We start from the raw sequence: 25985 nt of genomic DNA, 5'->3' as shown, positions 1-25985 counted from the left end.
CTTTGCTGTACCATGACTCCACGTTACAGATGAAAAAAAACACCGTGTTCTTCAACACGGTGCGGGATTTTCACACGATCTACCATGAAAAGGAGATCAATTATTCTGCCTTGAACAATTCCTGTTCTTCCATATCTTCCTGTGCTTTCTCGCTATCGCTCTGCACCGGAACATTCGTTGTCAGGTTACTGGCCTCACGAATCTTGTTCTCGATCACTTCAGCAATTTCCGGGTGCTCCTTCAGGAACTGCTTCGCATTCTCCCGGCCCTGTCCCAGACGATCACCGGAGAAGGAGTACCATGCACCGCTCTTGTCCACAATGTCCAGTTCCGTGCCGATATCAATGAGGCTGCCCTCTCTGGAAATACCTTCACCGTACATAATATCCAGCTCCGCTTGCTTGAACGGAGGCGCTACCTTGTTCTTGACTACCTTGACACGGGTACGGTTACCCACTACGTCGTTGCCCATCTTGATGCTCTCAATCCGGCGCACGTCCAGACGTACCGTAGAGTAAAACTTCAGAGCTCGTCCGCCCGGCGTCGTTTCCGGGTTACCGAACATGACGCCAACTTTCTCGCGCAGCTGGTTGATAAAGATTGCAATGGTCTTGGATTTGCTGATAGCACCCGAAAGCTTACGCAGAGCCTGTGACATCAGACGCGCCTGCAGACCCACGTGGGAATCACCCATATCGCCTTCGATTTCCGCTTTCGGCACCAGTGCTGCTACAGAGTCAATGACAATAATGTCAACCGCCCCACTGCGAACCAGTGCTTCGGCAATTTCCAAAGCCTGTTCTCCCGTATCCGGCTGGGAAAGCAGCAGTTCGTCAATGTTAACGCCCAGTTTGTTTGCATAAGATGGATCCAGCGCATGCTCCGCATCAATGAATGCAGCCTGTCCGCCCACCTTCTGAACCTCAGCGATGGCGTGCAGTGCCACTGTTGTCTTACCCGAGGATTCCGGTCCGTATACCTCAACAATACGGCCTCTTGGAAGTCCGCCTGTACCTAAAGCTATATCTAACGCCAAGGAGCCGCTTGGCACGATTTCAACTTGCATATGAGTAGACTCACCGAGTTTCATGATGGAGCCTTTACCGAACTGTTTCTCAATCTGGCGGAGCGCCATATCCAGCGCAGCACGACGATCTGACAATTCATCCACAACCCTTCAAATGTTGATAACATAATAATACCTTGTTTTGATACGTTTGCCAAGCTTTTTTTCGAACATACATTCGTTTTTTTGTGTGCCGCTGTTCACCCCCTCAAGGAGCCCCGGCACGTGACAAAAAAATAAGAACCGCGGCTTTCCTCTATAGAATGCCACGGTTCTTCCGTATCTCCATTATACCTGTCTGAGGAGAATGCGGCAAGTGAAATGTTAAAATTTTACTGCTCGGTTGCTTTCAAACGTCTCCACAAACGATACAGCAATGCTTTGGTCGCCCGAACCCGAATCGTCTCCCGATTACCCTTGATGTGCAGCTCGTGAACCTCTGTCTTCTTACCGCGCTCGGCAATTCCGATATATACAAGCCCGATCGGCTTGCGCTCCGCATATCCCGGACCAGCCACCCCTGTGATCGACAAACCGAAATCACTATCTGTAATCATTCGGATTTGCTCACAGAGCACCTCGGCCGTTTCCGCTGAGACCGCTCCTGCCGCGTTCTCCCCTTCCAGCAAATGTAACGGTACGTTTACCAGCTTATGCTTCATTTCGTTCGTGTAGCAGACCACACCTCCGCGCAGCATTGTGGCACTTCCCGGAATGGACGTCAGCGTTTCCATAACGAGCCCCCCGGTACAGCTTTCGGCAGCGCTCAGTGTCAGGCCCTGATCGGCCATCAGGTCTACGATCACCTGCTCGATCGGCACATCCTGGCTGGCATACATGTGATCCGGCACGATAGCTTCAACCTCAGCCTGCAGCTGATCCAGCTTCTCCATCGCCTTCAATTCACTGTCTGCTTTCGTGGAAATACGAACCGTAACCTCTCCATCTTTGGCGTATAACGCAATCGTAGGGTCATTCTGGGCCGTAATCAGGTCTGTAAGATGGTCATCCAATGCCGACTCTCCAATGCCGGCGAATTTCAGCATCTTGGAGTAAATAGGCAGCTCATCGGTCAGAACATGCTGCAGCAGCCACGGCTTGACCTCCTGTTGAAACATTGGGATCAGCTCTTTGGGTGGTCCCGGCAGCAAAATATAATGTCTGCCATCTTTAGACACCGCATTGCCTACTGCAAGCCCGGTTTCATTGTCCAGCGGGGTACCGCCGTCAATGGCCAGCGCTTGGCGCTTGTTGTTCTCCGTCATCGGCTTGCTGCGATCCTGAAAAAAGCGCTCCAGCTTATCCAGCGCAAGACGGTCATAGTGAAGCTTCGTGCCCAAGTATTCGGCCACCGCTTCCTTCGTCAAGTCATCCTGGGTCGGACCCAGTCCACCGGAGAGAATGACAATGTCGGCTCTCGCGCTGGATAGCTGCAGCGCTTCCTTCAGACGTGACAGGTTGTCGCCCACAACAGTCTGATAATACACATCGATCCCCATTCCAGCCAGCTCTCTGGATAAAAATTGTGCGTTCGTGTTCACGATCTGCCCCAGCAGCAGCTCTGTACCTACAGCAATAATTTCAGCCTTCATAGCTCCCAGCCTCTCTGTATGTCGTGATCTCAAATTTAAAAGCTATACGATGGGCACTTTATGGAAGAAAAAAGCAATAGGATTTCTCCTATTGCTATGACGCGCCAACACCGCGCAAAAGATGCTTGTTCTTTACAAAATATTCGACTCCGGAGTAAATCGTTATGATCGCTGCAGCCCAGATGGCAATGCGATCAAACGGAATTCCGACAAATACGAACGGAAAATTGTTGATCAACAGCGCCGAGATCGCCACAATCTGAACAATCGTCTTCAGCTTTCCAGAATTTCCTGCAGCTACTACTGCGCCGTCCAGCAAAGCAATCTGCCTCAGGCCTGTAACCGCAAACTCCCGGCTGATGATGACGACCACGATCCATGATTCTACCTTGCCCATTTCGACCAGAGAAATCAGTACCGCCGCAACGAGCAGCTTGTCAGCCAGCGGATCAAGCAGCTTTCCCAGGTTGGTAATCATATTGTGCTTCCGGGCCAGGTACCCGTCTATCCAGTCCGTGCTTGCAGCCAGAATGAATATCAAGGCTGCGATCAGTTGATTAAAGGGCAGCGAGAAGCCCTCCCACACAATCGGCTCCGGATAAAAATCAAAATCGACGAGCAGAAAAATCATCATAACGGGAATCAAGCAAATTCGCGCGATCGTTATGCGATTCGGTAAATTCATGAAACAGCCTCCCTGCAATGGGGTTCTTCTTCTAACGAGCCGTGCCGTCAGCTTCAAGCGAATCGGCTTCCAGCTCCGTAGTTGTATGTAAATGCATAACCTACTGAATGCCTCAATGCCGAGTTTCAGTATAATATTAAGCACTGCACCGTGTCAAAAAGAGAACGAGTTTCTTCCGTGTGAGCCTACATTATGATTTCAGGTTCGTAAATTGAAGGTCCAGCGGCAGATCGGCCTTACGCAGTAGCTGCATAACGTCCTGCAGATCATCCCGGCTCTTGCCGGTTACACGAATCTGGTCCCCTTGAATCTGGCTCTTTACCTTCAGCTTAGAATCACGGATCAGAATGTTAATTTTCTTCGCATTCTCCTGATCAACTCCTTGCTTCAAGGACAGACGCTGACGCACCGTGCCCATGGAGGCCGGCTCAAGCTTGCCGTATTCGACATTTTTCAGCGACAAGCCGCGCTTGACCATCTTGGTCTGTAAAATATCAATGACCGCATTCAATTTATACTCATCATCCGAAACAATAACCAATGCGTCCTTCTCCAGCTTCAGGCTGCTCTTACTCCCCTTGAAGTCAAAGCGGTTCTCAATCTCCCGCTCCGTTTGAGTGACGGCATTGTTCAGCTCCTGCATGTCCATCTTGGATACAATATCAAACGAATTTTCTGAAGCCATTAGCTGTGACCATTCCTTTCAACGACATAATATTTATCTATTATAAGAGATTCTTAGGCATGAAGTCTAATGCCCCTAAATATATACAGCAGAACGGACAGAGATAAACAGCAGCCCCGTCTCCTTCAACGGAAACAGGGCTGCTGCAGTTTAGGACTTTTCGCCGCTGCGGGCAGGCTGACGGAACATATCCAGAACACCAAGCGCAATATGCGCAAGACCAAAGCCCAGAATGCCGTAGCCCCAATCCGAAGGGATCAGATAATAGCCTAACAGGCTGACAATGAAGCCCAGCCCCGTAACGATCCAGCTCACAGTCATAACAAGGCCATCCTTTTCCAAGAGAGTACAGGCAGGTCTGCATCGCAAACCTTATACCTGTTACTCTTCCCGGTGTATGCCAGCCTTATTCAGGCCCGGTGCCAGCACCATCATCACCGGAGAGATCATTCACCGCTAGCTTCAGCATCCACAGGCTCAAAAAACAGTCTCGAGGTGGACTTGCCGTCAGTAACGACCTGTCCTCCTACCTTAATAACTGTCGCTGGAGAGTAGGCTGACTTGATGTACAGCCCCTGAGCATCCATCTCATCGGTGAAAACATCGCCCGCATTCATGTTGCCATAATATAAATTCTCACCCTGAGAATTATAGCCCCGGTAAATTTCAACCCAGCTCTTTCCGCTGGCTGTAATCACAACCGGTACACCGGCACCCGCAGGGGATGCCACTTTAAAGATCGTATACTTTCCTTCCGAGCGGTCCTGCGTAACAGACACATTCACAGGTTCCTCCTCGGCGGGTTCTTCCTCCGAATTGCCGTCCTCTGCACCGTCTCCGTTGCCCTCAGCATCCTCTCCGGAGCCCTCAGCCGGTTCCTCATCAACAGGCGCATTATCTGTTCCCGCTTCCCCGTTATCCGATGGCTCGGCAGGCTGCTCCCCGCCGCCGCCCTCTCCGGACGCGCCTTCGCCGCTTGGCTGTTCTTGGGCAGGCGGCACAGCTGTATAGCCTTCATTCGGATCACTTTTGTTCGCGAGGAAAGCGTAGTATACGATGACTGCAACGATTAATACCGGAAAAGTCCACATCAATACCGTCGGAAGCCAGCTTGTGTTGCGATCCGAGGAAGCTCGGCTCGAGCGCTTCTGAATAACGGGCTCCATCGTGGCTTCCGGTGCAGCCTTCGGCATATCCTGCTTATGTCCCTCCATCAGCTCATCCGGATTCAGACCCACCGCCTCCGCGTAGGTTTTGATGAAGGCCCGTACATAGAAGCTGCCGGGAAGCACCTTATAATCGCCAGCCTCGATGGCTTCCAGGTAGCGTTTGCGTATTTTCGTTATCTCCTGCACGTCATCCAGACTCATTCCTTTTTGAAGACGCGCTTCTCTCAATTGTTGTCCCAGTTCGGACATGCCATCACCTCCCCTTGGATTTTACGGTGCTAGATCACCCTCTATAGATCATCACTATATGTGCCGGTAAACGTATCATAGAGTATTTCCTCGCCCGGGTTGTTTCGAAGCTCAATAATAATATCAATATCATCATAGCTGTATTCCGATTCCCGAATAAAAATATCCGGATGCTCAATCACCTTCGTGCTCGGGGCGCTCATAATATCCTGAAGCAGCTGATAGTGCCGCTCATTCGAGCGAATCGTGCTCACAATCCCATCAATAATAAAAACATTGGATGGATTCAGCTCTTCCTCCGACAGCTGGCTGCGAACCGTTTGACGCAGCAGCGTAGAGGATACAAAAGTCCAGCGCTTCATCGCGCAGACACTGCCGGCGATAATAGACTCTGTTTTGCCGACACGGGGCATACCCCGAAGTCCAATCACCTGATTGCCTTCTCTCTTAAACAGTTCTCCTAAAAAATCCACCAAAAGTCCTAATTCATCACGTGTAAAACGGAACGTTTTGCGATCGTCCGAATCCCGGTCAATGTAGCGGCCGTGTCGAACCGCCAGAATGTCCACAAGCTTAGGCGGTCTCAGGGCAGTAATTGTAATGTTGCTTACTTTATTCAGCATCTGGCCCATCAGAGAGATTTTCTCATCATCACTTGTCTCGAGCAGCATGCCCCGGGTCTGTCCCTCAACCCCATTAATGGTCAGAATATTGACCTCCAGCATCCCTAGCATGGATGCGATATCACCCAGCAGGCCCGGCCGGTTCTTATGTATCTTGTACTCCATATACCATTGTTTAGGTTCCACAATTACACCTCATCATTGCTTCTTTCCCATCACATTTCGACAAACTTCAAAGGTAAAAAGTCGAGAAACGGGTCACGTTAATGATATATAAAATGAAAATGAAAGGCAAGGACAACTCTGTAACCTGGGATAAAAAAACCCCCTGAAGCAAGGGGGCTTTTCATGACTTTTGCAAAGCACCGGTCTTAGCGGTGATTTAGGCGTTATTTTTGGCCAGCTTGACCATCAGCTTCGCGATCGTGCGGCGCTCTTCCTCGTTGCCCACATCCCAAATTTCCTTCAGAGCGCGGTTGGAATGGTTGCCGGGATCGACCTTTTCGTCCAGAAAATCACCGATTTCATAGGCCAGCTGAGAAATGGTGTTCTCGTCCATGCCTGCTTTTTCGGCCTGAACGACACGCTCGCCGAGAAACTTTTTCCAGGAATCGAAGTTCTTGAGTACGGATGACATGATGTAAGCCTCCTTGTGATTTCGCATTGGGTGTTAGGGATGAACAATACTAATATGTCCGCCCTCTTCCTCAGCTATGCGTGGGTAAATCCGCCACCCGCAGCATCCAAGTCATGCTTCACCTTGATGGATCAGGTCATCCAGCCACCGTTCGGACTAATGACTTGCCCTGTAATATAACCGGATTCCGGCAGGGCCAGAAAGTACACCAGCGAAGAGATTTCATCCGGCTGGGCCAGGCGCCCGACAGGAATTTCCTCCTCCAGCAGCTTCAAATCGTCTCCCTGAAGATGATCCAGCATTGAAGTATCCACCGCGCCCGGGGCCACCGCATTCACGGTAACACCGGAAGGGGCCAGCTCCTTGGCCAGCGCTTTCGTAAATGCATTCACTCCGCCTTTACTGGTGGAGTACAGTACCTCGCAGGCTGCCCCGGACTGTCCCCAGACCGAGGACACATTAATAATGCGTCCATAGCGCTGGGAAACCATGCGGCCCATAAAAGCCTGAGCGCACAGAAACAGCCCTTTCAGATTGACAGCCATCAGCTCATCCCATTCCTCTTCGGAAACGTCTGACAGCAGGCCGTAATGGGCAATGCCGGCATTATTCACTAGAATATCCGGCTCCATCCCGTGGTCCAGCAGCTTCTCCTTCATTCGCAGAATCTGCTCTTTATCCTTTAGGTCGGCAGAGACCGTCAGTACCTTCGCACCGCTCGCCATGCATTTGCGCGCGACCTCATTGGCCGCTTCATGGGAGGCTGAATAATGGATGACGATATTCATGCCGACGGCGGCAAACCGTTCCGCAATTGCAGCCCCGATGCCCCGGCTGGCCCCCGTTACCAGCACCGTCATCTCCCCGATCGGCTTCACCTCTCCCCGTGAGATCATTCCGGGCTGAGTACCAGAGATACGGCCAGCTGATCCCACTGCACATGCTCCTGAAGCCGCTGGTTAACATCTTCAAGTGTAATGGATTCATAGATCGGCAAGACAGTAAACAGGTTTGCGCCCCGGAATTGGTAGCGGGTAAACTCATGCGCAATGTTCTCCGGCGAGTTAAGCATGCGCAGGTACCCGCCCATTTTTTTCTTTTTGGCCCGTTCAAAATCCTCAGCATGAAATCCCTTTGCCTTCAGAGACTCCAGCTCTTGACGAATCCGGCTCAGCAGAAGCTCCGGATCTCTCGTGTCCCCGCCGGCCGCAGAGAATGCATACTGTACCGAGCTGCTGAATTCGTGAGAGAAATTATCCGAAATTAAATCCTCATCATACAGCTTCTGATACAGCTCCGTGCTGGGACTGAATAGTAGATCCAACATCAGCTTGCTGCTCAGATCTCTTCGCAGCTGCTCCTCGGCCCCAAGTCCCGTAACCTTCTCCTTGAAGCCAAACAAGCATTTAGGCAGCGAGACAGCCAGTCTGCTTACCTTCCGCTCCTGGAACGGCGCCTGCGGCTCTTCGTCAAAAATACGTCGAATCTGACCCTGCGGCGGGTACGACTTCCGACTCTGGTTCTCTCTGACCATCGCAATGGTCTGCTCCGGGTCTACCCCGCCCACGACGAATAAGAGCATATTGCTAGGGTGATAAAAGGCATTGTAGCAGGTATACAGATCTTCCTTCGTAATCGTTCCGATCGACTCAATCGTTCCTGCAATATCAATATGAACTGGATGCACCTTGTACATCGCTTCAATTAAACCGAAATATAAACGCCAGTCCGGATTATCCTGATACATATTGATTTCCTGACCAATGATACCTTTCTCCTTCTCTACATTCTCATCCGTAAAGTACGGAGTCTGCACGAAGTCAATCAAGGTCTCCAGATTATCCAGGACATGCTCGGTAGCCGAGAACAGATAAACCGTTTGATCAAAGCTCGTAAACGCATTCGCCGATGCGCCCTTGGATGCGAACTTGGCGAAGACGTCACCGCCTTCCGGCTCTTCAAACATTTTGTGCTCCAGGAAATGTGCAATGCCATCCGGCACCGAATTTTCTTCCTGGCCCTGCACCTGGAATCGGTTATCGACCGATCCGTATTTCGTGGCAAAGGTGGCATAGGTCTTCTGGAAGCCGGGCTTCGGCAGCACATAAACATGCAATCCGTTATCCAGCACTTCGTAATACAGTGTCTCCTGCAGGTTGTCGTATTGTATGCGTTCCACCGGCTACTCCTCCTTTTGACCCTTCAGGAAATATATCGTGTCCAGCTGAAAAGAGCTCGCGGCGCGCTGAACATCATCTGCAGAAATGGACTCAACCTGCTCCAGCAGCTCTTTGGCCGTGCGTTCTTTTCCGGAAATGACCCGGTTAAAATCATAAGCAATCATCTCAAATGCAGAATCCTGCATTTCCTTCACGACATTGCGGATCATCGCCTTGGTTTGCGTCATTTCCATCTCTGTAATTTGCCCGGAGGCCAAATCCTGAAGCTGCTGTTTAATAATTTCCACAGCCTTCTCATAATTCGGAATCTCTATGCCGGACTGAATCGTAGCAATCCCTTTGTGACCGTCGTAACGGGAGGATGCATAGTACGCCAGACTAGCCTTCTCACGGACGTTCACAAACAGCTTGGAATGCGGATAACCGCCTAGTATTCCGTTATACATGAGTGCAGCAGCGTAATCCTCATCGCGGTATGTGATTGTGCTTCGCAGCCCGAGATTCAGCTTGCCCTGGTTGACATCCAGCTTCTCTACCACGGTCTGCGGCTCCCGGGATCTTGTGGTCACGACCGAGGACTCATACTGGGAAGGCTCAGTGCGATTTATCTGAAAATGCTCCGCAACGAGCTTCTCTACTTGCGATAGATCGGTATCGCCAACCACGTATAAATCAAAGACAGCATTCTTCAGCCATTGTGTGTATGCTGCGTATAAGCTCTCCGGTGTGATGCTGTCCAGATCGCTCCGCTGACCCAAAGGATGAAGGCGGTAAGGCTCATCACTGCACATCACTTCCACACAGCGTTCAGCGGCATAACGGATCTTGTCGTTAATAATCGCTTCCAGCTTCTTCCGCACGGTGTCACGCTCTGTCTTCACATAGGAGCTGCGAAACACTCCCTGCTCCAGCACCGGAGAGGACAATGCTTCCCCTAGAAAGGCGAAGGAAGACTCCAGCAGGCCTTCCTCGCTCTGCACGAATGAATCATTAATCGTATCCATCCGAAAATGAACAATCTGATGGTCGCCCCGTTTATAGACGTCAAAGCCGAAGCCGGCTCCGTACAGCTGCTCCAGACGCTCACGGAAAGCCCGGGTTTCCGGATAGCTGACCGTCCCGCGGCGCAGCACGAATGGAGTCAAGGCAGTGGAAGTCACAGTTTCTTCCGATAGGGAAGTACCGGCATACAGCGAGATGGCAAAAGTCTTAAAGCGCCGGGTGGGCAGCACATGGATCCGTATTCCGCCGACCTGGCCGTGTTCAAATCCCGTTATTGTCGTCAACGTCCAAAACTCCCTTACCACGTAGATTTCTTATTTCATTGGCATATCGTTAACTTCCATTCTAACCCACTTCAAAGAGAAGAAGCAACCGAAGACAAGCCTCGGCTGCTCTCACTCAAACCATTACATGCAGAAGATGTGCTGGCCTATGGTTTTTACTTGAGGCCGGGTCCAGATCCACGGTGATGTGGCCGTTTCCGGGTTGAAATAGTAGGTGCAGCCGCCCGTAGGATCCCAGCCGTTCAGCGCCTGGATCACCGCCTTCTTGGCCTGCTCGTTCGGCTCGAGCCAGATTTGTCCGTCTGCTACCGCAGTAAAGGCCCGGGGCTCGAAAATAACGCCGGATGGCGTATTCGGGAAGGTGGGCGATTTGACCCGATTCAGGATTACTGCCGCGACAGCAACCTGTCCCTCAAAGGGCTCGCCGCGGGCTTCTCCATAAACAGCATTCGCCATAATCTTCAGCTCATTGTCTGAAAGGCCCATTGTATTGCCAGAGGCCAAGCTGGCGGCTCCACCCTGCTCCTGCTCACCTGCACTCTTGCCGTCGTTCTCATGCAGCTTCGGCTCAGTCGGACGGAAGTCCTTCGTAGCATTGTACAGCTTCAGCTTGACCTTCGGGCCTACAATGCCATCAACCTTCATGCCGAACCTGGACTGAAACCATTTCACCGATTTCAGGGTGTCAGGCCCAAAGACACTGTCAATCTTGCCGTTATAGAAACCCAGATGCTTTAATCTGCCCTGCAGCTCATAGACATCCTCACCAGTGGAGCCGTATTTCACAGCCTCCTGGCTAAACACAGGCAGTAGCTCCTGCTCTTCCTGCATAGATGGGACCTGCGCTATAGGAGTAGGAGCAGGCTGGTCTGCCGGCTCGGTGCGGAATACGGCGGCGGATACAATGACTGCAATGCCGATCAGCAGCCATACCTTGGTATTGTTCATGCTGCACTCTACCTTTCTATGGTGGTTTGCAATGCTCGCTGACCTTATTATGACAAGGCCGCTGCGTTCCTATGCACCATAAACGGCAAATTCAAGCAGCTCCGCCAAGGAAGCAGGAAGAAGCCGGGCAGCATAAGCCCGGCTTCGTGTTTCGTGTGCAATGATCAATGAATAGACACATCGTTGATCCATGGCGACCAAAATGGTCTGTATTACAAGGTAACTCCGTCCTTGAAGATCGCGATTTCACGGAAGCCGTTATTTTCATTGGCAGCCGCCACTTTGCCGGAACAGAGTGCTGCAATATATTCCTGCAGATCCTGATGAAGCTCATCCATGCTCTGACCTTCCAGGAGCGTGCCTGCATTGAAATCAATCCAGTGCTTTTTGCGCTTGGCCAGCTCGGAATTGGTGGAAATCTTCACCGTTGGCACAGGGCCCCCAAAGGGGGTGCCTCTGCCGGTGGTGAACAGCACGAGGTGAGCCCCGGAAGCGGCCAATGCTGTAACGGATACCAGATCGTTGCCAGGACCCTGAATCAGATTCAAGCCCGGCAGACTCGCACGTTCTCCGTATTTCAGTACCCCGGTAACGGGGGCTTGGCCGCCTTTTTGCGTACATCCAAGCGATTTCTCTTCCAGTGTCGTTATCCCGCCGTCCTTATTGCCGGGTGAAGGATTTTCGTAGATCGGCTGGTTATGATCCACGAAATACTGCTTGAAATCATTTACCAGATGACATACTTGCTGGAACAGCTCTTTATTTACTGCGCGGTTCATAAAGATGGTTTCGGCACCAAACATCTCCGGCACCTCCGTCATCAGAGCGGTTCCTCCCTGATTCGTAATCGTATCCGCGATGCGTCCTGCTAACGGATTGGCTGTAATTCCTGATAATCCGTCCGATCCGCCGCATTTCAGGCCGATTTTCAGCTTGCTGAACGGCAGCGGCTCCCGTTGATAGCGCGAGGCGCGGGACACCAGCTGATCAATCAGCTCAAGTCCGGTCTCAATCTCATCCTCAACCGCCTGTGATTTCAGAAAGCGCACCCGATCGGGATCCAGATCTCCCAGCAGCTCCTTGAAGGACTCGATCTGGTTGTTCTCACACCCGAGACCGACCACGAGCACCCCTCCAGCGTTACCATGCTGAGCCAGAGAGGCCAGCAGAGTCTGCGTGTAGGACAGGTCATCGCCCAGCTGGGAACAGCCGTAAGGATGAGCAAAGTGATACACCCCGTCTACCCCTTGGCCGCGGTAGCGTTCATGCGCCAGCTTGGCCAGCAATTCGCAGGATTTATTAATACAGCCGACCGTATTAATAATCCAGATCTCATTGCGGATGCCGACCTCGCCATTTTCACGTGTGTACCCTTCAAAGTATAGAGGCGCTGCGGGTTCGGCTGAGAATTGTGCAGGTGCTGACGGCTCATATTGATATTCAAGTACGTCGCCCAGTCCCGTCTTTAAATTATGGGAATGAACCCATGTGCCTGCCGGAATATCGCACACAGCAACGCCAATAGAGTATCCATATTTCATTACAGGCTCGCCCGCTTTGATAAGGCGTACAGCCAGCTTATGTCCCTTCGGAATATCATTCAGCACCTCCAGACCATGCTCCTTGCCGTCCAGACGGTAGTTTGCACCACTGCCGGCAGTCAGCGGATGAAGTGCTACTGCAACATTATCGGTGTCCTGTAGTAATATGATATGACTCATGACTGACTCAGCTCCAATTCCTCCAGTTCCGCCCAAACGGCCTCAGGCAGTCCTGAAATCTCATTTAGATCTTCACCCCATAGCTCTTCATTGCCGAGAATACGCTGGATGAGACCGGAGCGGCTGACCGCACCGTTTCGGTATTCGTCCCAGCTGCTCTGCATAAAGCGGAGTGCGCCTTCATCATCCGAAAGCTTAACCCTTGCGCCATCCAGTGTCCGGCCTGACCATCCTCCGTCCTGCTCCTGTGCATCGTACAGAAAGATGAGGCATGCCAGTGCCTTTACAACCTTTTCAGGCAGCTTATCAAATTGCTCGTGATAGGCCTTTAGGGTCGGCAACAGCCGAACACGAAATTTGGATATGCTGTTCAAGCAAATATCGCCCAGCCGGTGCTCTACGAACGGATTCAGGAACCGCTCCCACACTTCGCTTGCATACACCTGCATCTCTTGCGCGGGCAGCGGCACAGCGGGAACCATTTCCTCCAGCATCGCCCTGCGGGCCTCTGCTCCCCATTCGGCATGCTCAGCGATTTCCCGGACACTCTGACAGCCATGCACCAATCCGATGGATGCCATCAAGGTATGGGTACCATTCAGGAGACGCACTTTGCGGAGCTGATAGGGTGCCAGATCCTCTACCCAATGTACATTCAGTCCTGCCCGCTGAAGCGGCAGACGTTCATCCAGAGAAGCAGGTCCCTGAATCACCCACAGATGATACGGCTCAGCCGTATTCAGCATCTGGTCCTGATATCCGAGCTGAGCCTGCCAGCTTGCGGCATCCGAAGGAGCGCCCGGTACAATCCGGTCCACTAGTGAATTCAAGAACAGATTATGCTCCTGCACCCATGCGATAAAGCCTTCCTCCAGCTTCCAGTCGCGGGCGTGCATCAGCACAATTTCCTGCAGCCGCTCTCCATTGCGCTCGATCAGCTCGCAGGGAAGCAGCATCCATCCCTTATCCCCTGCCCCTTCGAAAAACTGATATCTGCAGTACATCAGCAGCGTCAGCTTCGCCGGAAATGACAGCATAGGCTCATTCAGGGAATAAGGAGTCGGTGTGTAAGTCAGTCCCGCTTCTGTCGTGTTGGAGATAATGATATCCAGCTCCGGATGCTCTGCCAGCGCCAGAAAATCATTCCACTCCTCATAAGGATCAATCATACGGCTGATGACCGATATAACCTCCTGCTGATCAACCTGCTCCCCATTCTGTATCCCCCGAGTTAGCAGTGTATACAGCCCGTCCTGGCTTCGCAGCCGCTCAAGCTTCATTCGTCCGGTAGGGCGGGGCTGAGTTACAGCCACCGTGCCCCGGAAATGTCCCTGCTTGAAGGAATGCTGCAGCATCCAGTCTGCAAAGCCCCGCAGGAAGTTTCCTTCGCCGAATTGAAGCACCTTGACCGGCTGTTCTCGCAACGCTTCGGCCTGCTTTTTTTCTGAATCCTGGAGCTGCTCCAGAGATAAGAGGCTTGCCTGCTTCACATTATCCATGCGAAGTCCCTCCCTTGGCTCCCCCGAATTGGAAGTAGCGCTCTGCATTGCCGTAGCAAATATCCTGTACAATTCCTCCAAGCCACTGCATATCAGCCGGTGCTTCGCCCTGCTCTACCCACTCGCCGAGCAGATTACATAGAATTCGGCGGAAGTATTCGTGCCGGGTGTAGGACAAGAAGCTCCGCGAATCCGTCAGCATTCCGACGAAACGGCTCAGTAGTCCCATATTGCCCAGGCTGCTCATCTGCGCAATCATGCCATCCTTCGTATCATTAAACCACCAGGCCGAGCCAAATTGAATTTTGCCTGGAATACCGCCGCCCTGGAAGCTTCCGATCAGCGCCGCAAGAATGTCATTATCATTCGGATTCAAGGAATACAAAATCGTCTTTGGCAAGGCCCCTGCCGTTTCCAGCTCATCCAGCAGGGAAGCCAATGGAGCCGCAACCGGACTGTCACCGATGCTGTCATAGCCCGTATCCGGTCCCAGCTGCTGCATCATTAAAGCATTGTTGTTTCGGCTCGCATTCATATGGAACTGCATCGTCCAGCCCTTCTCGGCATACAGCTTGCCCAGGTACAGCAGTGTATAGGTCTTGTATTGCTGTTCTTCGGTATGGGACACCTTCTCCTGCTTGAGCGCTTTCATAAAGATTGCCGCCGCCTCTTCCCGGGTAGCTTTATGATATGGCACATAATCCAGTGCATGGTCAGACACTCGTCCGCCAGCCTGATGGAAAAATTCCACGCGCTTTTTCAATCCTGTAAGCAAATCCTCATAGCTGCGAATGTCACTTCCACAAACCTGCCCTAATTTATCAAGCCAAGGAAGGAACGTATTTCGGTTAATTTCCAGCGCTTTATCCGGACGGAAGGAAGGGAGCATTTGGAACGGAACGCCCGGCTCCTTCGCCAGAGCAATGTGATCCTCTAAGGTATCCACCGGATCGTCTGTCGTGCACACAACCTCAACGTTGCTGGCTTGAATCAACCCGCGGGTTGTAAAGCTGTCTTCCTTCAGCTTCTCATTGGCCTCCTGCCAGATTTTCTCCGCATTCTGCTCATTGATCAGATGGTGAATCCCGAAAATCCGGCGCAGCTCCAGATGGGACCAGTGAAAGAGCGGATTGCCAATCGTCATAGGCACCGTTCTTGCCCAAGCCAGGAAACGGTCATAATCGCTGACCCCTTCACCGCCGGTAATATAAGCTTCTTCCACACCGTTTGCACGCATCGCGCGCCATTTATAATGATCTCCGTTAATCCAGGCCTCAGTCAGGTTCTGAAACCGGTGATTGCTGCGAATCATTGCCGGGCTCAGGTGACAATGGTAGTCGATAATGGGCATTGGTTTGGCATAGTCATGATACAGCGTTTTAGCACTTTCACTATTGAGCAAGAAATGTTCATCCATAAAAGGTTTCATAAAAGCTCACCGCCAGTTCTGTAGTTTGGTTCTATCATAAAGCATCATTGGTTTATTTTCTTCTCATTTATTGCTCATTTCCATTATAATAGGACATATCTTGCTTTTCGCAGAGGAGGAAGCATCCATGGCTCAACCAGAGGATCTGCCGCTAGCCAGTTACGGGGATGAGGAATCCTCATTCTATTTCGATCATATAAGGCGCCGGCTCCCGTTCGAGCGGAATAACCATTATCACAGCACATATGAGATATATTATCTCATGTCCGGAGAACGGAATTACTTCATCAAGGAGAAGCTGTATCGGATTCAGCCAGGCTGCCTGGTTATGATTAACAGATACGATGTGCATAAAAGCTTTATGAGCGGCGGACCTGAGCATGAGCGGATTGTCATCAACTTTGATGAGTCGTTTGCTCTTTCCGGTGGGCAGACTGCCTTGCCACTGTTCTCGCAGGGCGATCCGGTCGTTCCACTGCAGCCCCAGGAGCAGGCACAGACCCTGCAGATTTTCAATAAAATGTCTCAGGAGGCTACCTTGCAAAAGGACGGCTATCAGGATTATCTCCAGCTGCTGCTGACCGAGCTGCTGCTGCTCATCTCTCGCTTCAAGCAGCGCCCTTCAGCGCCTGCAGCCTATCCGATCAATCCGCTGCATGAGAAGATGATGGACATCGTGCAGTACATTCATCAGCATTTTCAGAACAAAATAACGCTGGAGCTGCTGTCCGATACCTTCTACATCAGTCCTTACTATTTAAGCCGGATGTTCAAGGAAGTGACCGGCTTCACCATCATCTCGTATGTCAATCTCACCCGAATCCGGGAGGCGCAGAGAAGGCTCAGCGAGACTGACACGAAGATCGTTGATATCGCAGAGCAAACCGGCTTTGAGAGCCTGACCCATTTTGACCGCACCTTTAAGAAAACGATCAAGATGACCGCAAGCCAGTACCGCAAGCTGTATCGACTGCCGCAGGAGGAATAACGATGGATCGCGATTCCAGCAAAAACATAAAAGGGCCGTGCTGCACGCACGGCCTTTCTGCATTATGAACTGATCTTGCTTTGCTGATACTGCTCCATAGACATGATGACCTCGCGGGGCTTGCTGCCCTCATATGGACCAATCACGCCTCTCGCCTCCATCGAGTCAATCAATCGTGCCGCACGCGTATATCCAACACGCATTCGCCGCTGCAGCAGAGAGACCGAAGCCTGTTTGGCTTCCAGAATAATCAATACAGCCTGGTCATACAGCTCGTCCAGGGTATCATCCTCTCCTAAGATCGTATCCTCCACTTCTGGCACAAGCGAATCATCATATTCCGCCTGACCCTGATCCCGCACAAAATTGACGATGTTCTCTACTTCCTGATCACTCATAAAAGCTCCCTGAACACGGATGGGCTTCGACGCCCCCATCGGCATAAACAGCATATCTCCGCGTCCCAGCAGCTTCTCCGCGCCGGCCATATCGAGGATCGTCCTTGAATCCACCTGAGACGAAACACCAAACGCAATCCTGGATGGGATATTCGCCTTAATGACGCCGGTAATCACGTCTACAGATGGGCGCTGAGTCGCAATAATCAGATGGATGCCCGCTGCACGGGCCATTTGCGCAAGACGGGTAATCGCCTCTTCCACGTCGTTCGCGGCCACCATCATTAGATCAGCCAGCTCATCCACAATGACTACAATATAGGGCAGTACAGCGGAAGGATTATCCTTTACCAGAGCATTGTAGCCTTCAATATTCCGTGTCCCGGATTTCGAGAACAGCTCATATCGCTTTTCCATTTCCACTACAATTTTCTTCAGGGCCAATGAGGCTCGCTTGGGATCCGTGACTACCGGAGCCATGAGATGAGGAATGCCGTTGTATACGTTAAGCTCCACCATCTTGGGATCGACCATGAGAAACTTGACCTCATCGGGCTTCGCCTTATACAAAATGCTCGTAATAATGCCGTTAATACACACGGATTTACCGGAGCCGGTTGCACCGGCAACGAGCAGATGGGGCATCCGCGCCAAATTTCCAACAATGGATTGACCTGAAATATCTCGGCCAAAGGCAATGGACAGCTTGGACTCCGCATCCTGGAACAGCGGCGTTTCCATCACCTCTCGCATCGTCACGATGGACACCTCGTGATTCGGCACCTCAATGCCGATTGCTGACTTTCCGGGAATGGGAGCCTCCATACGGATATCCTTCGCAGCAAGCGCTAACGCAATATCATCCGTAAGACCGACAATCCGGCTGACCTTTACTCCGATATCCGGCTGGATTTCGTAGCGGGTCACGGAAGGCCCTCTAACGACCTCCAGCACCTTGGCGCGAACGCCAAAGCTCTCCATCGTAGCTTCCAGCTTCCGGGCGGTCTGCTTGTAATCATTCTGATCTCCAGGCTTTCCGCTTCCGGCAGGCTTCGAGAGCAGGCGGAACGGCGGCAGCCTGTAAGGCTTCGGCGGTGGCTTCGGCGGAGCCAGCGGCGCCTCGGGCTGACCCTCTACATCTGCAGACAACGCAGGCCCGGCACCCTCCCCGTTACTCTCCTTATCGGTAGAATCCGCCTTGACATCCATCAGGCTTACGTCCTGGGACTGGCCTTCCGCATGCAGCGGAGTCAATGCGTCTTGGATCGGCAATGAATCATGATCGTGAAGCTCATCCTCTTCCCGGGCATCCTCATACTTCACATGCTCAAAGAAATCCCGGATGATCGGCGCACCGCCGGGCGCCTCTGCGGTCTCGTGTCTGGCTGCCCCATCCTGCAATGCTTCCTGATCGTCAGTATTTAGCGAATCCCCTCCGTACAAAATATCCTGGGGCCCGAAGGCTTCCTCATCCTGCAGCTCTGTCTGTGATCCTTTTCCGGAATGCTGATCCTTGCTCTCCCGATTAAAAAGCTGGAAGAACACGGGCCGCCCCGGACGGGAAGCGAGCTCTGGCTCCTCCAAATCGTCCAGATCATCGTCATCATCAGGAAGCCGAGGATTTCCTTTACGCACGCCGGAGGCTTTGGCAGACTTGTACGACTGCATTCTTTTCTGAAGCAAGCCGCTTGCTCTTACCGCTCTCGTGCGCAGCATTCTCATCAGCTCAACATATGACAAGTTGGTGATCAGCATAAAGCTGATGATAAGCATAACAATCATAATGAGGCGTGCTCCAATGGCTCCGAAGAACAGCAGCAGCGCTGAAAGCTGCAAAGCTCCCACGTAGCCACCTCCGATATCCTTGCCCAGAACCGGATGTTTTCCATCACTCTCTGCATAAAGCAGCTCACCCTGTAAATCACTATGTATTTGAGACAGCACATTGCCGGAAGTAAACTGCCCAATCGGTGCCAGCTTGGCTTCCATAGCGCTGATGGTGCTCATAAGTGTAAGTGCCAGCAGCAGCAGCAGCACGCCCGTTCGGCGGCTGTTCCAGACCTTGGGCCATTTTCGGTGAATCATCACCATTAATCCGTAGTAAATGCCGATCAAGGGTATGACAAAATAATATTTACCAAGCACGTAGCCCGACATCTTGGATAGTGAACGCCCAACCGGTGCTTCTCCCGATAATGCGATAACCGATAAGGTCATAAATATAATTCCATAAATTTCATATTTCAGCACCGAGGCAAATACAGCCCTCTTCTTCCGCTTACGCTTTGCCAATAATGTCACCCCCGAAGCCATATTATAGCATACATTACCATGGCGTACCTATGTTCTGTTTCGCGGGCCCAAATAAATGCGGTGGCGCTAAAAAGCTGTGCACTCTGGCATTCGCCAGGTATTAAAAAAACGGCCCCCCTTATACATGGAGGACCGGAATAAAAGATATTTGGCTGCCAGGCATATAGACCGGATTTAAATAATCCGACAGCTGGCAATCCAGCAGCCTTACGATCCTGGCGCTTTGATGGTCGATGATCTCCGCTTCCAGCAGAACGCCGTTAAGCCGCATTTCGATCACTAGAGGTGAATCCGGTGCGGCAGGCCCTCCTCCAGAGAACACCATCTCCAGTGGCATTACCGTATATAAGGTCATTGTGTAAGCCCTCCTGCACCCAGGGTCTTACGCTCTCCAATCATGCCGTTCAGTCTCGCCAGTGCCTGGCCAATACCGCCAACCTCATCCATCAAGCCGTATTTAACCGCATCGGCTCCCGATACCGAGGTCCCGATGTCCCGGTTCAGCTCTCCCGTCTTGAACATCAGATCCTTGAACTGAGCTTCTGTAATGCCGGAATGCTGAGTTACAAATCGGACGACCCGCTCCTGCATTTTCTCCATATATTCAAAGGTTTGCGGAACACCGATCACCAATCCGCTCATGCGAATGGGATGTATGGTCATGGTCGCACTGCCGGCAATAAAAGAGTAGTCCGCCGCAACAGCGATCGGAACGCCAATACTGTGACCGCCGCCGATCACCACTGTCACCGTCGGCTTGGTCAATGAGGATATCATTTCTGCAATGGCCAGGCCAGCTTCAACGTCACCGCCTACCGTATTAAGGATAATAAGAAGTCCTTCAATTTTGGCGTTTTGCTCCGCCGCCACCAGCTGTGGAATCATATGCTCATATTTGGTCGTTTTATTTTGCGGTGGTAAAACGGTGTGGCCTTCAATCTGGCCGATAATGGTCATACAGAAGATATTGGATTCTCCGGGTGTTGCCACACCCGTCTGGCCAAGTTGCTGTACCGCTTCTAGAGATGCCTGCTTCTTGTGCTCTTCACTTGGCATATCAACCTCCGGCATACTTTCACCCTTGCCAGCTGTTTTGCGTGCAATTTCGTTTTGCTTCATACTCATGCATGTCCCCTGCCCTTCTGCTTGGTTACCTTCCTCCTAGCTATTATGTCAGAAAGCATGCTGAATCATCCTTGGCATCCTTAAACGCAGCAAAAAGCCCTTCTCCTCAAGAACCGTCCAACGTTCTCGCGGAAAAGGGCGACTGTGTGCCTTATGAATGAAACGGTATCGCGGCTATACCTCCATGATGATCGGAAGGATCATCGGTCTGCGGCGAGTCTGCTCGTACAGGAAGCGGCCCAGCGCATCCTTCACGCTGGTCTTCAAGGAAGCCCATTCGTTTACGTTCTCGCTCATGAGCTTCTGCAGCGTACTGGAAACGATGCGGTTGCTTTCTTCCAGCAGCCCTTCGGATTCACGAACATATACAAACCCTCGAGAGATAATGTCCGGTCCAGAAACAATGGAGCCATTCTGCTTGCTCAGAGTTACGACAACGACCAGAATACCGTCCTGAGACAGCAGCTTACGGTCTCTCAGGACAATGTTACCGACGTCACCGACGCCGAGTCCATCGATCAGTACATTGCCAGCTGTCACTTTACCAGCCTTCCGAGCCGAGCCGTTCTGAATCTCAACCACTTCTCCCAAATCCGTGATGAAGATGTTGTCAGGCTCTACACCAACGGTCTCTGCCAGCAGTGCATGCTTGCGCTGCATCCGGTATTCACCATGGATTGGAATAAAGAACTGGGGCTTCATCAGATTCAGCATCAGCTTCAGTTCTTCCTGGCTGCCGTGGCCGGATACGTGTACGCCGGAATTGGAACCGCTGTAGATGACCTCTGCCCCGAGACGGAACAGCTCATCAATGGTCCGGCCGATATACTTCTCATTTCCCGGCACCGGTGTGGCTGCAATAATTACAGTATCGCCTGGCAGAATGTCCACTTTACGGTGAGTCGAGCGGGCCATGCGTGTTAACGCAGACATTGGCTCACCCTGGCTGCCGGTACAGAGCACAACGACCCGGTCTGCTGCCATGCGGTTTACTTCCTCCGGCTCAATCAGCATGCCTTCAGGCACGTGAAGGTATCCGAGCTCCGAAGCGATAGACACAACATTTACCATACTGCGTCCAATTACAGCTACCTTGCGGCCAGTCTCCTCGGCTGCATTCACAACCTGTTGAATACGGTGAACGTTCGAAGCAAAGGTGGCTACTACCACGCGCTGCTCCGCCTTGCGGAAAATATCCTCCAGCACCACGCCTACATTCTTCTCTGATGGCGTGAAGCCTGGCTTCTCTGCGTTGGTGCTGTCCGACAGCAGTGCGAGTACACCCTTGCTGCCGATCTCCGCCATGCGCTGCAGGTCTGCATATTGGTTATTTACCGGAGTGTGGTCAAACTTGAAGTCACCGGTGTGAACCACGCTTCCCTCTGGTGTATCAATACATACGCCGACGGAATCCGGAATACTGTGATTGGTTCTGAAGAAGGTGGCTGTCAGTGTTTCTCCGAGCTTGATCTCGGAATCGGCATGAATCAGCACTCTTTTGGTTTCGCCAAGAAGATTTGCTTCCTTCAGCTTGTTCTCTACCAGCCCAAGCGTTAGCTTGGTACCGTAAACAGGAACGTTCAAGTGCTTCAGCACGTATGGCAGGCCGCCGATGTGATCCTCGTGTCCGTGAGTCAGCACAATGCCTTTCACCTTGTCACGATTCTCTGTCAAATAAGAAATGTCAGGAATGACAATATCAATTCCCAGCATGTCCTCTTCCGGAAACTTCAATCCCGCATCCACGACAACGATGTCGTTAGCATATTGAATGACATACATATTTTTCCCGATTTCACCGACGCCGCCCAGGGCAAAAATCGATAATTTATCGCTGTTATTTTTTTTTGACAAGTGTATCTAACCCTCCTATGGTTTTGGACGTCGACCAATGTTATATTAATTTACTAAAATATACCGCACCCAGTCTCTTGAACCCATTATACATGAAAAAAAACGTTAAACACAAGTCGCCCACCCAGTGAGATATAGGATGCCCTGTTGAGTTCAATTTTTATCGCGTGTGATCATGCAAAATACAAAAAAACAGCCGATGCGCTCTCCAAATGGAGAAGCGCCGGCTGTCTTACACCGTCAGTGCTGTATTTATGAGGACAAGGAAGCCAGCAGACTACGGATGAACTCGGCCTCCTGATCATTCGGGCTCAGCAGCGGGAGCCGCACGGAGCCGACTGGAAATCCTTGCTCCGCAAGCGCAAATTTCACTGCAGACGGATTTGGAAGCGGCTCAGGACACTCAAACAATCCCTTGAACAGCGGGAACAGCTTCTGATGGAGGGCAGCAGCATCGCTGTTGCGCCCTTCCAGATACGCTTGAATCATATCCTTCATGAGTGCTCCGGCAACATGGCTCGCTACGCTGACGATTCCATAGGCTCCTACAGACAATGCCGGCAGCGCTGAGGAATCATCGCCGGAGTATACGGCAAATCCGGCAGGTGCAGCGGATGCAATCTGGGTCAGCTGGTCTAGAGACGCGCAATCCTTCGTTGCGACGATGTTATCCAGCTCTGCGAGACGGAGTGTTGTGGATACTCCCAGGCTGATTCCGGTACGTCCCGGTACATTGTAAAGCATCACAGGTAGGCTTGTGCTCTCGGCGATCGCCCGGAAATGCTGATACAGCCCTTCCTGACTAGGCTTGTTATAATATGGCGCCACCAGCAGAATGCCGTCAACACCGCACTGCTCCGCCTTCTTCGTCAGCTCGATCGAATGATGGGTGTTGTTGCTTCCCGTGCCGGCAATGATCTTGCACCGGCCAGCCGCTTTCTCCACGGCGAAGGAGAACAGCTTCAGCTTCTCATCCTCGGATAATGTCGGGGATTCCCCGGTGGTTCCTGCAATGACTAGGCTGTCGGACAGCTGATCCTCAATCAGGTAATTGATCAGTCTGGCGGTCTCGTCCCAGTGGATATTTCCATCTCCATCAAAGGGCGTGACCATGGCGGTAATTAATCTTCCGAAGTCCACTATCGTTTCCTCCTAACTGTTATCCGGCACAAAAGCTCTAGGCTGACATTACCGGTGAAGCTCAAACTTGCTATGCAGCGAGCGAAGTGCATTTCCCATATCTTCATTCCGGACGAGCAGCCAGATCGTCGTGTTGGAGTCTGCGGATTGAAGAATTGGAATACCATGCTCACTCAGTGCCTCTATAATGCGGGACATGATCCCCGGCACTCCATTGATTCCTCCGCCAATAATGGATACCTTGGCGCAGCCCTTGGAAATGTGAGGATTCAGTCCTAAGTCCTTGAGCGCTTGCTCCGCCTTCTGTGCGTCATCATCAAATACCGTGTAACGCACGCCTTCCGGCGTTACGCTAATAAAGTCTACACTAATGGCGTGCTCCGCCATTCTTCGGAATATACGAAGCGGCGTATCCTGCAGCGAGGCACAGTCCACTGAAATATGCGTGATATGGCTCATGTAGGTTACACCGGTTACATACCGATCCACAATGTCGGCCTCAGCAGCATCCTTGAAGGACTCAGGCCGGGTAACCAATGTGCCCTCATTGTCAGAGAACGTAGAGCGGACACGCAGCGGGACTTGCGACTGCATTGCGATTTCCACAGCCCGTGGATGTATCACCTTCGCTCCCTGCTGAGCCATATTGCAAATCTCGCTATAGCTGACGTATTTTAACGGCCGGGCATCCTCCACAATCCGGGGATCTGCCGTCAAAATTCCGTTTACATCGGTATATATATCGACCATCTCGGCGTGGAGCGCGGCTCCCAGCGCCGTCGCTGAGGTATCACTGCCGCCTCTTCCCAGTGTCGTCAGTTCTCCGGATTTGCTCTGTCCCTGAAACCCGGTTACGATAACAACCCTGGAAGCCTCAAGCTCCTGTAATATACGATCAGGCTTGACCGAAAGAATACGGGCATTGCCATGATTATCATCCGTAATGAAACCGGCCTGGGCGCCGGTGAGCGCCGTTGCAGCAATGCCTTCTCGACATAGCTGGCCGCACAGCACTGCAGCTGATATAAGTTCTCCGCAGCAGAGCAGCAGATCCCTCTCTCTTACGGGAAGCAGGGCATTATTGCTCGAAGCAAGCTCCAGCAAAGTATCTGTAGCGTAGGGATCTCCCTTCCGCCCCATAGCAGATACTACAACTACCAAATGAAGCTGCTGCTCCAGCTCCCGCCTGATGTGCTGAATGACTCTGGATCTTGCTTCCGGAGTCGATAGCGAGGTTCCGCCGAACTTTTGAACCAGGATGCGCATGAAGATTCCTCCGTTTGAGGAACCGCAAGACGATAAACCAGGCGCCGAGCGGCTGAAACGGCCGGCTGTTAAGCCCGGCCGTTTCGGTTGGAAACGATAATTTCTGCAATTTGCACAGCATTCCAGGCCGCGCCCTTCAGCAGATTATCCGATACAATCCACATATTGAGACCGCGGGAATGAGTCAGATCACGGCGCAGACGTCCCACAAAGACATCCGGCTTACCGACCGCATCACTAGCGAGCGGGTAAGCTTGGGATGCAGGATCATCCACCAGCGTAATTCCCGGAGCCTTCTCTAGAAGCGACTTTACTTCCTCCAGCTCATAGTCATTCTTGAATTCCACATATACGGATTCGGAATGGCCGTTAATGACAGGAATGCGGACACAGGTTGCTGACACTTCGATAGATTCGTCGCCCATGATTTTTTTAGTCTCACGGACCATTTTCATTTCTTCCAATGTATATCCATTGTCTGTGAATTTATCGATTTGGGGAATCGCATTAAATGCAATTTGATGCTTGACTGGCAAGGAGCCCACCGGCAAAATATCAGGCTGAACGTCAGCGTTTCCACTGAGAATCTCCTTGCTCTGACGCAGCATTTCCTCAATGGCCTTGTGTCCTGCTCCGGACACGGCCTGATAGGTGGACACGATAATCCGAGCGATGCCAAAGGCATCATGGAGCGGCTTCAGTGCTGCGACCATCTGAATGGTAGAGCAGTTCGGATTCGCAATAATTCCGTTATGCTCCTGAATTTTCTCCGGATTCACCTCTGGCACAACCAGTACCTTGTCAGGGTCCATACGGAATGCATTGGTATTGTCAATACATACGGCACCGTGGGAAACTGCATGTGGAGCCAGCTCCTTGCTCACATCACCGCCGGCACTGAACAAAGCGATATCCACGCCTTTAAAGCTGTCAGGGGTTGCTTCTTCTACAACTACGTCCTGTCCTTTGAATGTAAGAACCTTGCCTGCAGAACGCGCGGAAGACAGAAGCTTCAGCTCTGCTACCGGAAAATCTCTTTTCTCCAGCAGGCTCAGAATCTGTTCTCCTACCGCTCCTGTAGCTCCTACAACGGCTACGTTATACTTTTGCTCGCTCATCTGACACGTCTCCC

24 protein-coding genes are annotated in these 25985 nt (G+C 51.8%); 1 reads left to right on the top strand and 23 read right to left on the bottom strand.

Annotated elements, in window-relative coordinates; translation table 11 throughout:
* Positions 1-100: 100 nt before the first annotated feature.
* The 16 genes from recA to uxaC all read right to left on the bottom strand — a co-directional run bounded on the left by recA (position 101) and on the right by uxaC (position 15769).
* Complete coding sequence (gene recA, locus ACH6EH_RS07990; protein WP_138226054.1) at positions 101-1162, bottom strand: recombinase RecA; 1062 nt, start codon at positions 1160-1162, stop codon at positions 101-103.
* Between the two features lie 236 nt (positions 1163-1398).
* The gene (locus ACH6EH_RS07985) at positions 1399-2658 is read right to left on the bottom strand and encodes a competence/damage-inducible protein A (RefSeq protein WP_397331881.1); all 1260 of its coding nucleotides are present in this window, start codon (positions 2656-2658) and stop codon (positions 1399-1401) included.
* A 94-nt stretch (positions 2659-2752) separates the two neighbouring features.
* Positions 2753-3343, bottom strand: a complete 591-nt coding sequence (pgsA, locus tag ACH6EH_RS07980; protein ID WP_138226056.1) for a CDP-diacylglycerol--glycerol-3-phosphate 3-phosphatidyltransferase — start codon at positions 3341-3343, stop codon at positions 2753-2755.
* A 190-nt stretch (positions 3344-3533) separates the two neighbouring features.
* The gene (locus tag ACH6EH_RS07975; RefSeq protein ID WP_138226057.1) at positions 3534-4028 is read right to left on the bottom strand and encodes a YajQ family cyclic di-GMP-binding protein; all 495 of its coding nucleotides are present in this window, start codon (positions 4026-4028) and stop codon (positions 3534-3536) included.
* A 150-nt stretch (positions 4029-4178) separates the two neighbouring features.
* On the bottom strand, positions 4179-4349 hold the full coding sequence (locus tag ACH6EH_RS07970; protein ID WP_138226058.1) for a DUF4175 domain-containing protein: 171 nt from the start codon (positions 4347-4349) through the stop codon (positions 4179-4181).
* 125 nt (positions 4350-4474) lie between these two features.
* A complete protein-coding gene (locus tag ACH6EH_RS07965; protein ID WP_397331880.1) occupies positions 4475-5446 on the bottom strand; it encodes a RodZ domain-containing protein in 972 nt (323 codons plus the stop codon).
* 41 nt (positions 5447-5487) lie between these two features.
* Positions 5488-6255: a DUF3388 domain-containing protein gene (locus ACH6EH_RS07960; RefSeq protein WP_138226060.1), complete on the bottom strand. Its 768-nt coding sequence runs from the start codon at positions 6253-6255 to the stop codon at positions 5488-5490.
* Positions 6256-6451: 196 nt separating this feature from the next.
* A complete protein-coding gene (locus ACH6EH_RS07955; RefSeq protein WP_138226061.1) occupies positions 6452-6706 on the bottom strand; it encodes a DUF3243 domain-containing protein in 255 nt (84 codons plus the stop codon).
* Positions 6707-6837: 131 nt separating this feature from the next.
* Complete coding sequence (ymfI, locus tag ACH6EH_RS07950) at positions 6838-7602, bottom strand: elongation factor P 5-aminopentanone reductase (RefSeq protein ID WP_208203559.1); 765 nt, start codon at positions 7600-7602, stop codon at positions 6838-6840.
* A complete protein-coding gene (yfmH, locus tag ACH6EH_RS07945; protein WP_397331878.1) occupies positions 7599-8885 on the bottom strand; it encodes an EF-P 5-aminopentanol modification-associated protein YfmH in 1287 nt (428 codons plus the stop codon). The genes ymfI and yfmH overlap by 4 nt, the downstream gene beginning before the upstream one ends.
* A 3-nt stretch (positions 8886-8888) precedes the next feature.
* On the bottom strand, positions 8889-10172 hold the full coding sequence (yfmF, locus tag ACH6EH_RS07940; protein ID WP_397331877.1) for an EF-P 5-aminopentanol modification-associated protein YfmF: 1284 nt from the start codon (positions 10170-10172) through the stop codon (positions 8889-8891).
* A 123-nt stretch (positions 10173-10295) separates the two neighbouring features.
* Positions 10296-11120: a spore cortex-lytic enzyme gene (gene sleB, locus ACH6EH_RS07935; RefSeq protein WP_138226063.1), complete on the bottom strand. Its 825-nt coding sequence runs from the start codon at positions 11118-11120 to the stop codon at positions 10296-10298.
* A gap of 69 nt (positions 11121-11189) precedes the next feature.
* Complete coding sequence (locus ACH6EH_RS07930; RefSeq protein WP_397331876.1) at positions 11190-11312, bottom strand: hypothetical protein; 123 nt, start codon at positions 11310-11312, stop codon at positions 11190-11192.
* A gap of 20 nt (positions 11313-11332) precedes the next feature.
* Complete coding sequence (locus tag ACH6EH_RS07925; protein WP_397331875.1) at positions 11333-12841, bottom strand: UxaA family hydrolase; 1509 nt, start codon at positions 12839-12841, stop codon at positions 11333-11335.
* Positions 12838-14340, bottom strand: coding sequence for a tagaturonate reductase (locus ACH6EH_RS07920; RefSeq protein WP_397331874.1), 1503 nt, complete (start codon positions 14338-14340; stop codon positions 12838-12840). The genes ACH6EH_RS07925 and ACH6EH_RS07920 overlap by 4 nt, the downstream gene beginning before the upstream one ends.
* The gene (uxaC, locus tag ACH6EH_RS07915) at positions 14333-15769 is read right to left on the bottom strand and encodes a glucuronate isomerase (protein ID WP_397331873.1); all 1437 of its coding nucleotides are present in this window, start codon (positions 15767-15769) and stop codon (positions 14333-14335) included. The genes ACH6EH_RS07920 and uxaC overlap by 8 nt, the downstream gene beginning before the upstream one ends.
* Positions 15770-15896: 127 nt before the next feature.
* Here uxaC and ACH6EH_RS07910 point away from each other — a divergent pair, with 127 nt between their 5' ends.
* On the top strand, positions 15897-16757 hold the full coding sequence (locus ACH6EH_RS07910; protein ID WP_397331872.1) for an AraC family transcriptional regulator: 861 nt from the start codon (positions 15897-15899) through the stop codon (positions 16755-16757).
* Between the two features lie 62 nt (positions 16758-16819).
* Here ACH6EH_RS07910 and ACH6EH_RS07905 read toward each other — a convergent pair whose 3' ends face one another.
* The 7 genes from ACH6EH_RS07905 to ACH6EH_RS07875 form a co-directional block, all read right to left on the bottom strand.
* Entirely contained in the window at positions 16820-19447 is a 2628-nt protein-coding gene (locus ACH6EH_RS07905; protein ID WP_397331871.1) for an FtsK/SpoIIIE family DNA translocase, read from the bottom strand.
* A 139-nt stretch (positions 19448-19586) separates the two neighbouring features.
* Entirely contained in the window at positions 19587-19823 is a 237-nt protein-coding gene (locus ACH6EH_RS07900) for a YlzJ-like family protein (protein WP_397331870.1), read from the bottom strand.
* Positions 19820-20539 (bottom strand): ClpP family protease, encoded by a 720-nt coding sequence (locus tag ACH6EH_RS07895; protein ID WP_397331909.1) that lies wholly within the window; start codon positions 20537-20539, stop codon positions 19820-19822. The genes ACH6EH_RS07900 and ACH6EH_RS07895 overlap by 4 nt, the downstream gene beginning before the upstream one ends.
* Before the next feature lie 228 nt (positions 20540-20767).
* Entirely contained in the window at positions 20768-22447 is a 1680-nt protein-coding gene (locus ACH6EH_RS07890; RefSeq protein WP_138226070.1) for a ribonuclease J, read from the bottom strand.
* Between the two features lie 252 nt (positions 22448-22699).
* Positions 22700-23587, bottom strand: a complete 888-nt coding sequence (dapA, locus tag ACH6EH_RS07885; protein WP_138226071.1) for a 4-hydroxy-tetrahydrodipicolinate synthase — start codon at positions 23585-23587, stop codon at positions 22700-22702.
* 48 nt (positions 23588-23635) lie between these two features.
* Entirely contained in the window at positions 23636-24853 is a 1218-nt protein-coding gene (dapG, locus tag ACH6EH_RS07880; protein ID WP_397331869.1) for an aspartate kinase, read from the bottom strand.
* Between the two features lie 68 nt (positions 24854-24921).
* Positions 24922-25971: an aspartate-semialdehyde dehydrogenase gene (locus ACH6EH_RS07875; protein WP_397331868.1), complete on the bottom strand. Its 1050-nt coding sequence runs from the start codon at positions 25969-25971 to the stop codon at positions 24922-24924.
* Between the last annotated feature and the right edge of the window lie 14 nt (positions 25972-25985).

It is taken from the genome of Paenibacillus sp. JSM ZJ436, from assembly GCF_044383795.1.
GTDB lineage: Bacteria > Bacillota > Bacilli > Paenibacillales > Paenibacillaceae > Paenibacillus_AQ > Paenibacillus_AQ algicola.
Note: the sequence above shows the minus strand (reverse complement) of the source record. Positions and strands in the feature narration are given on the sequence as shown.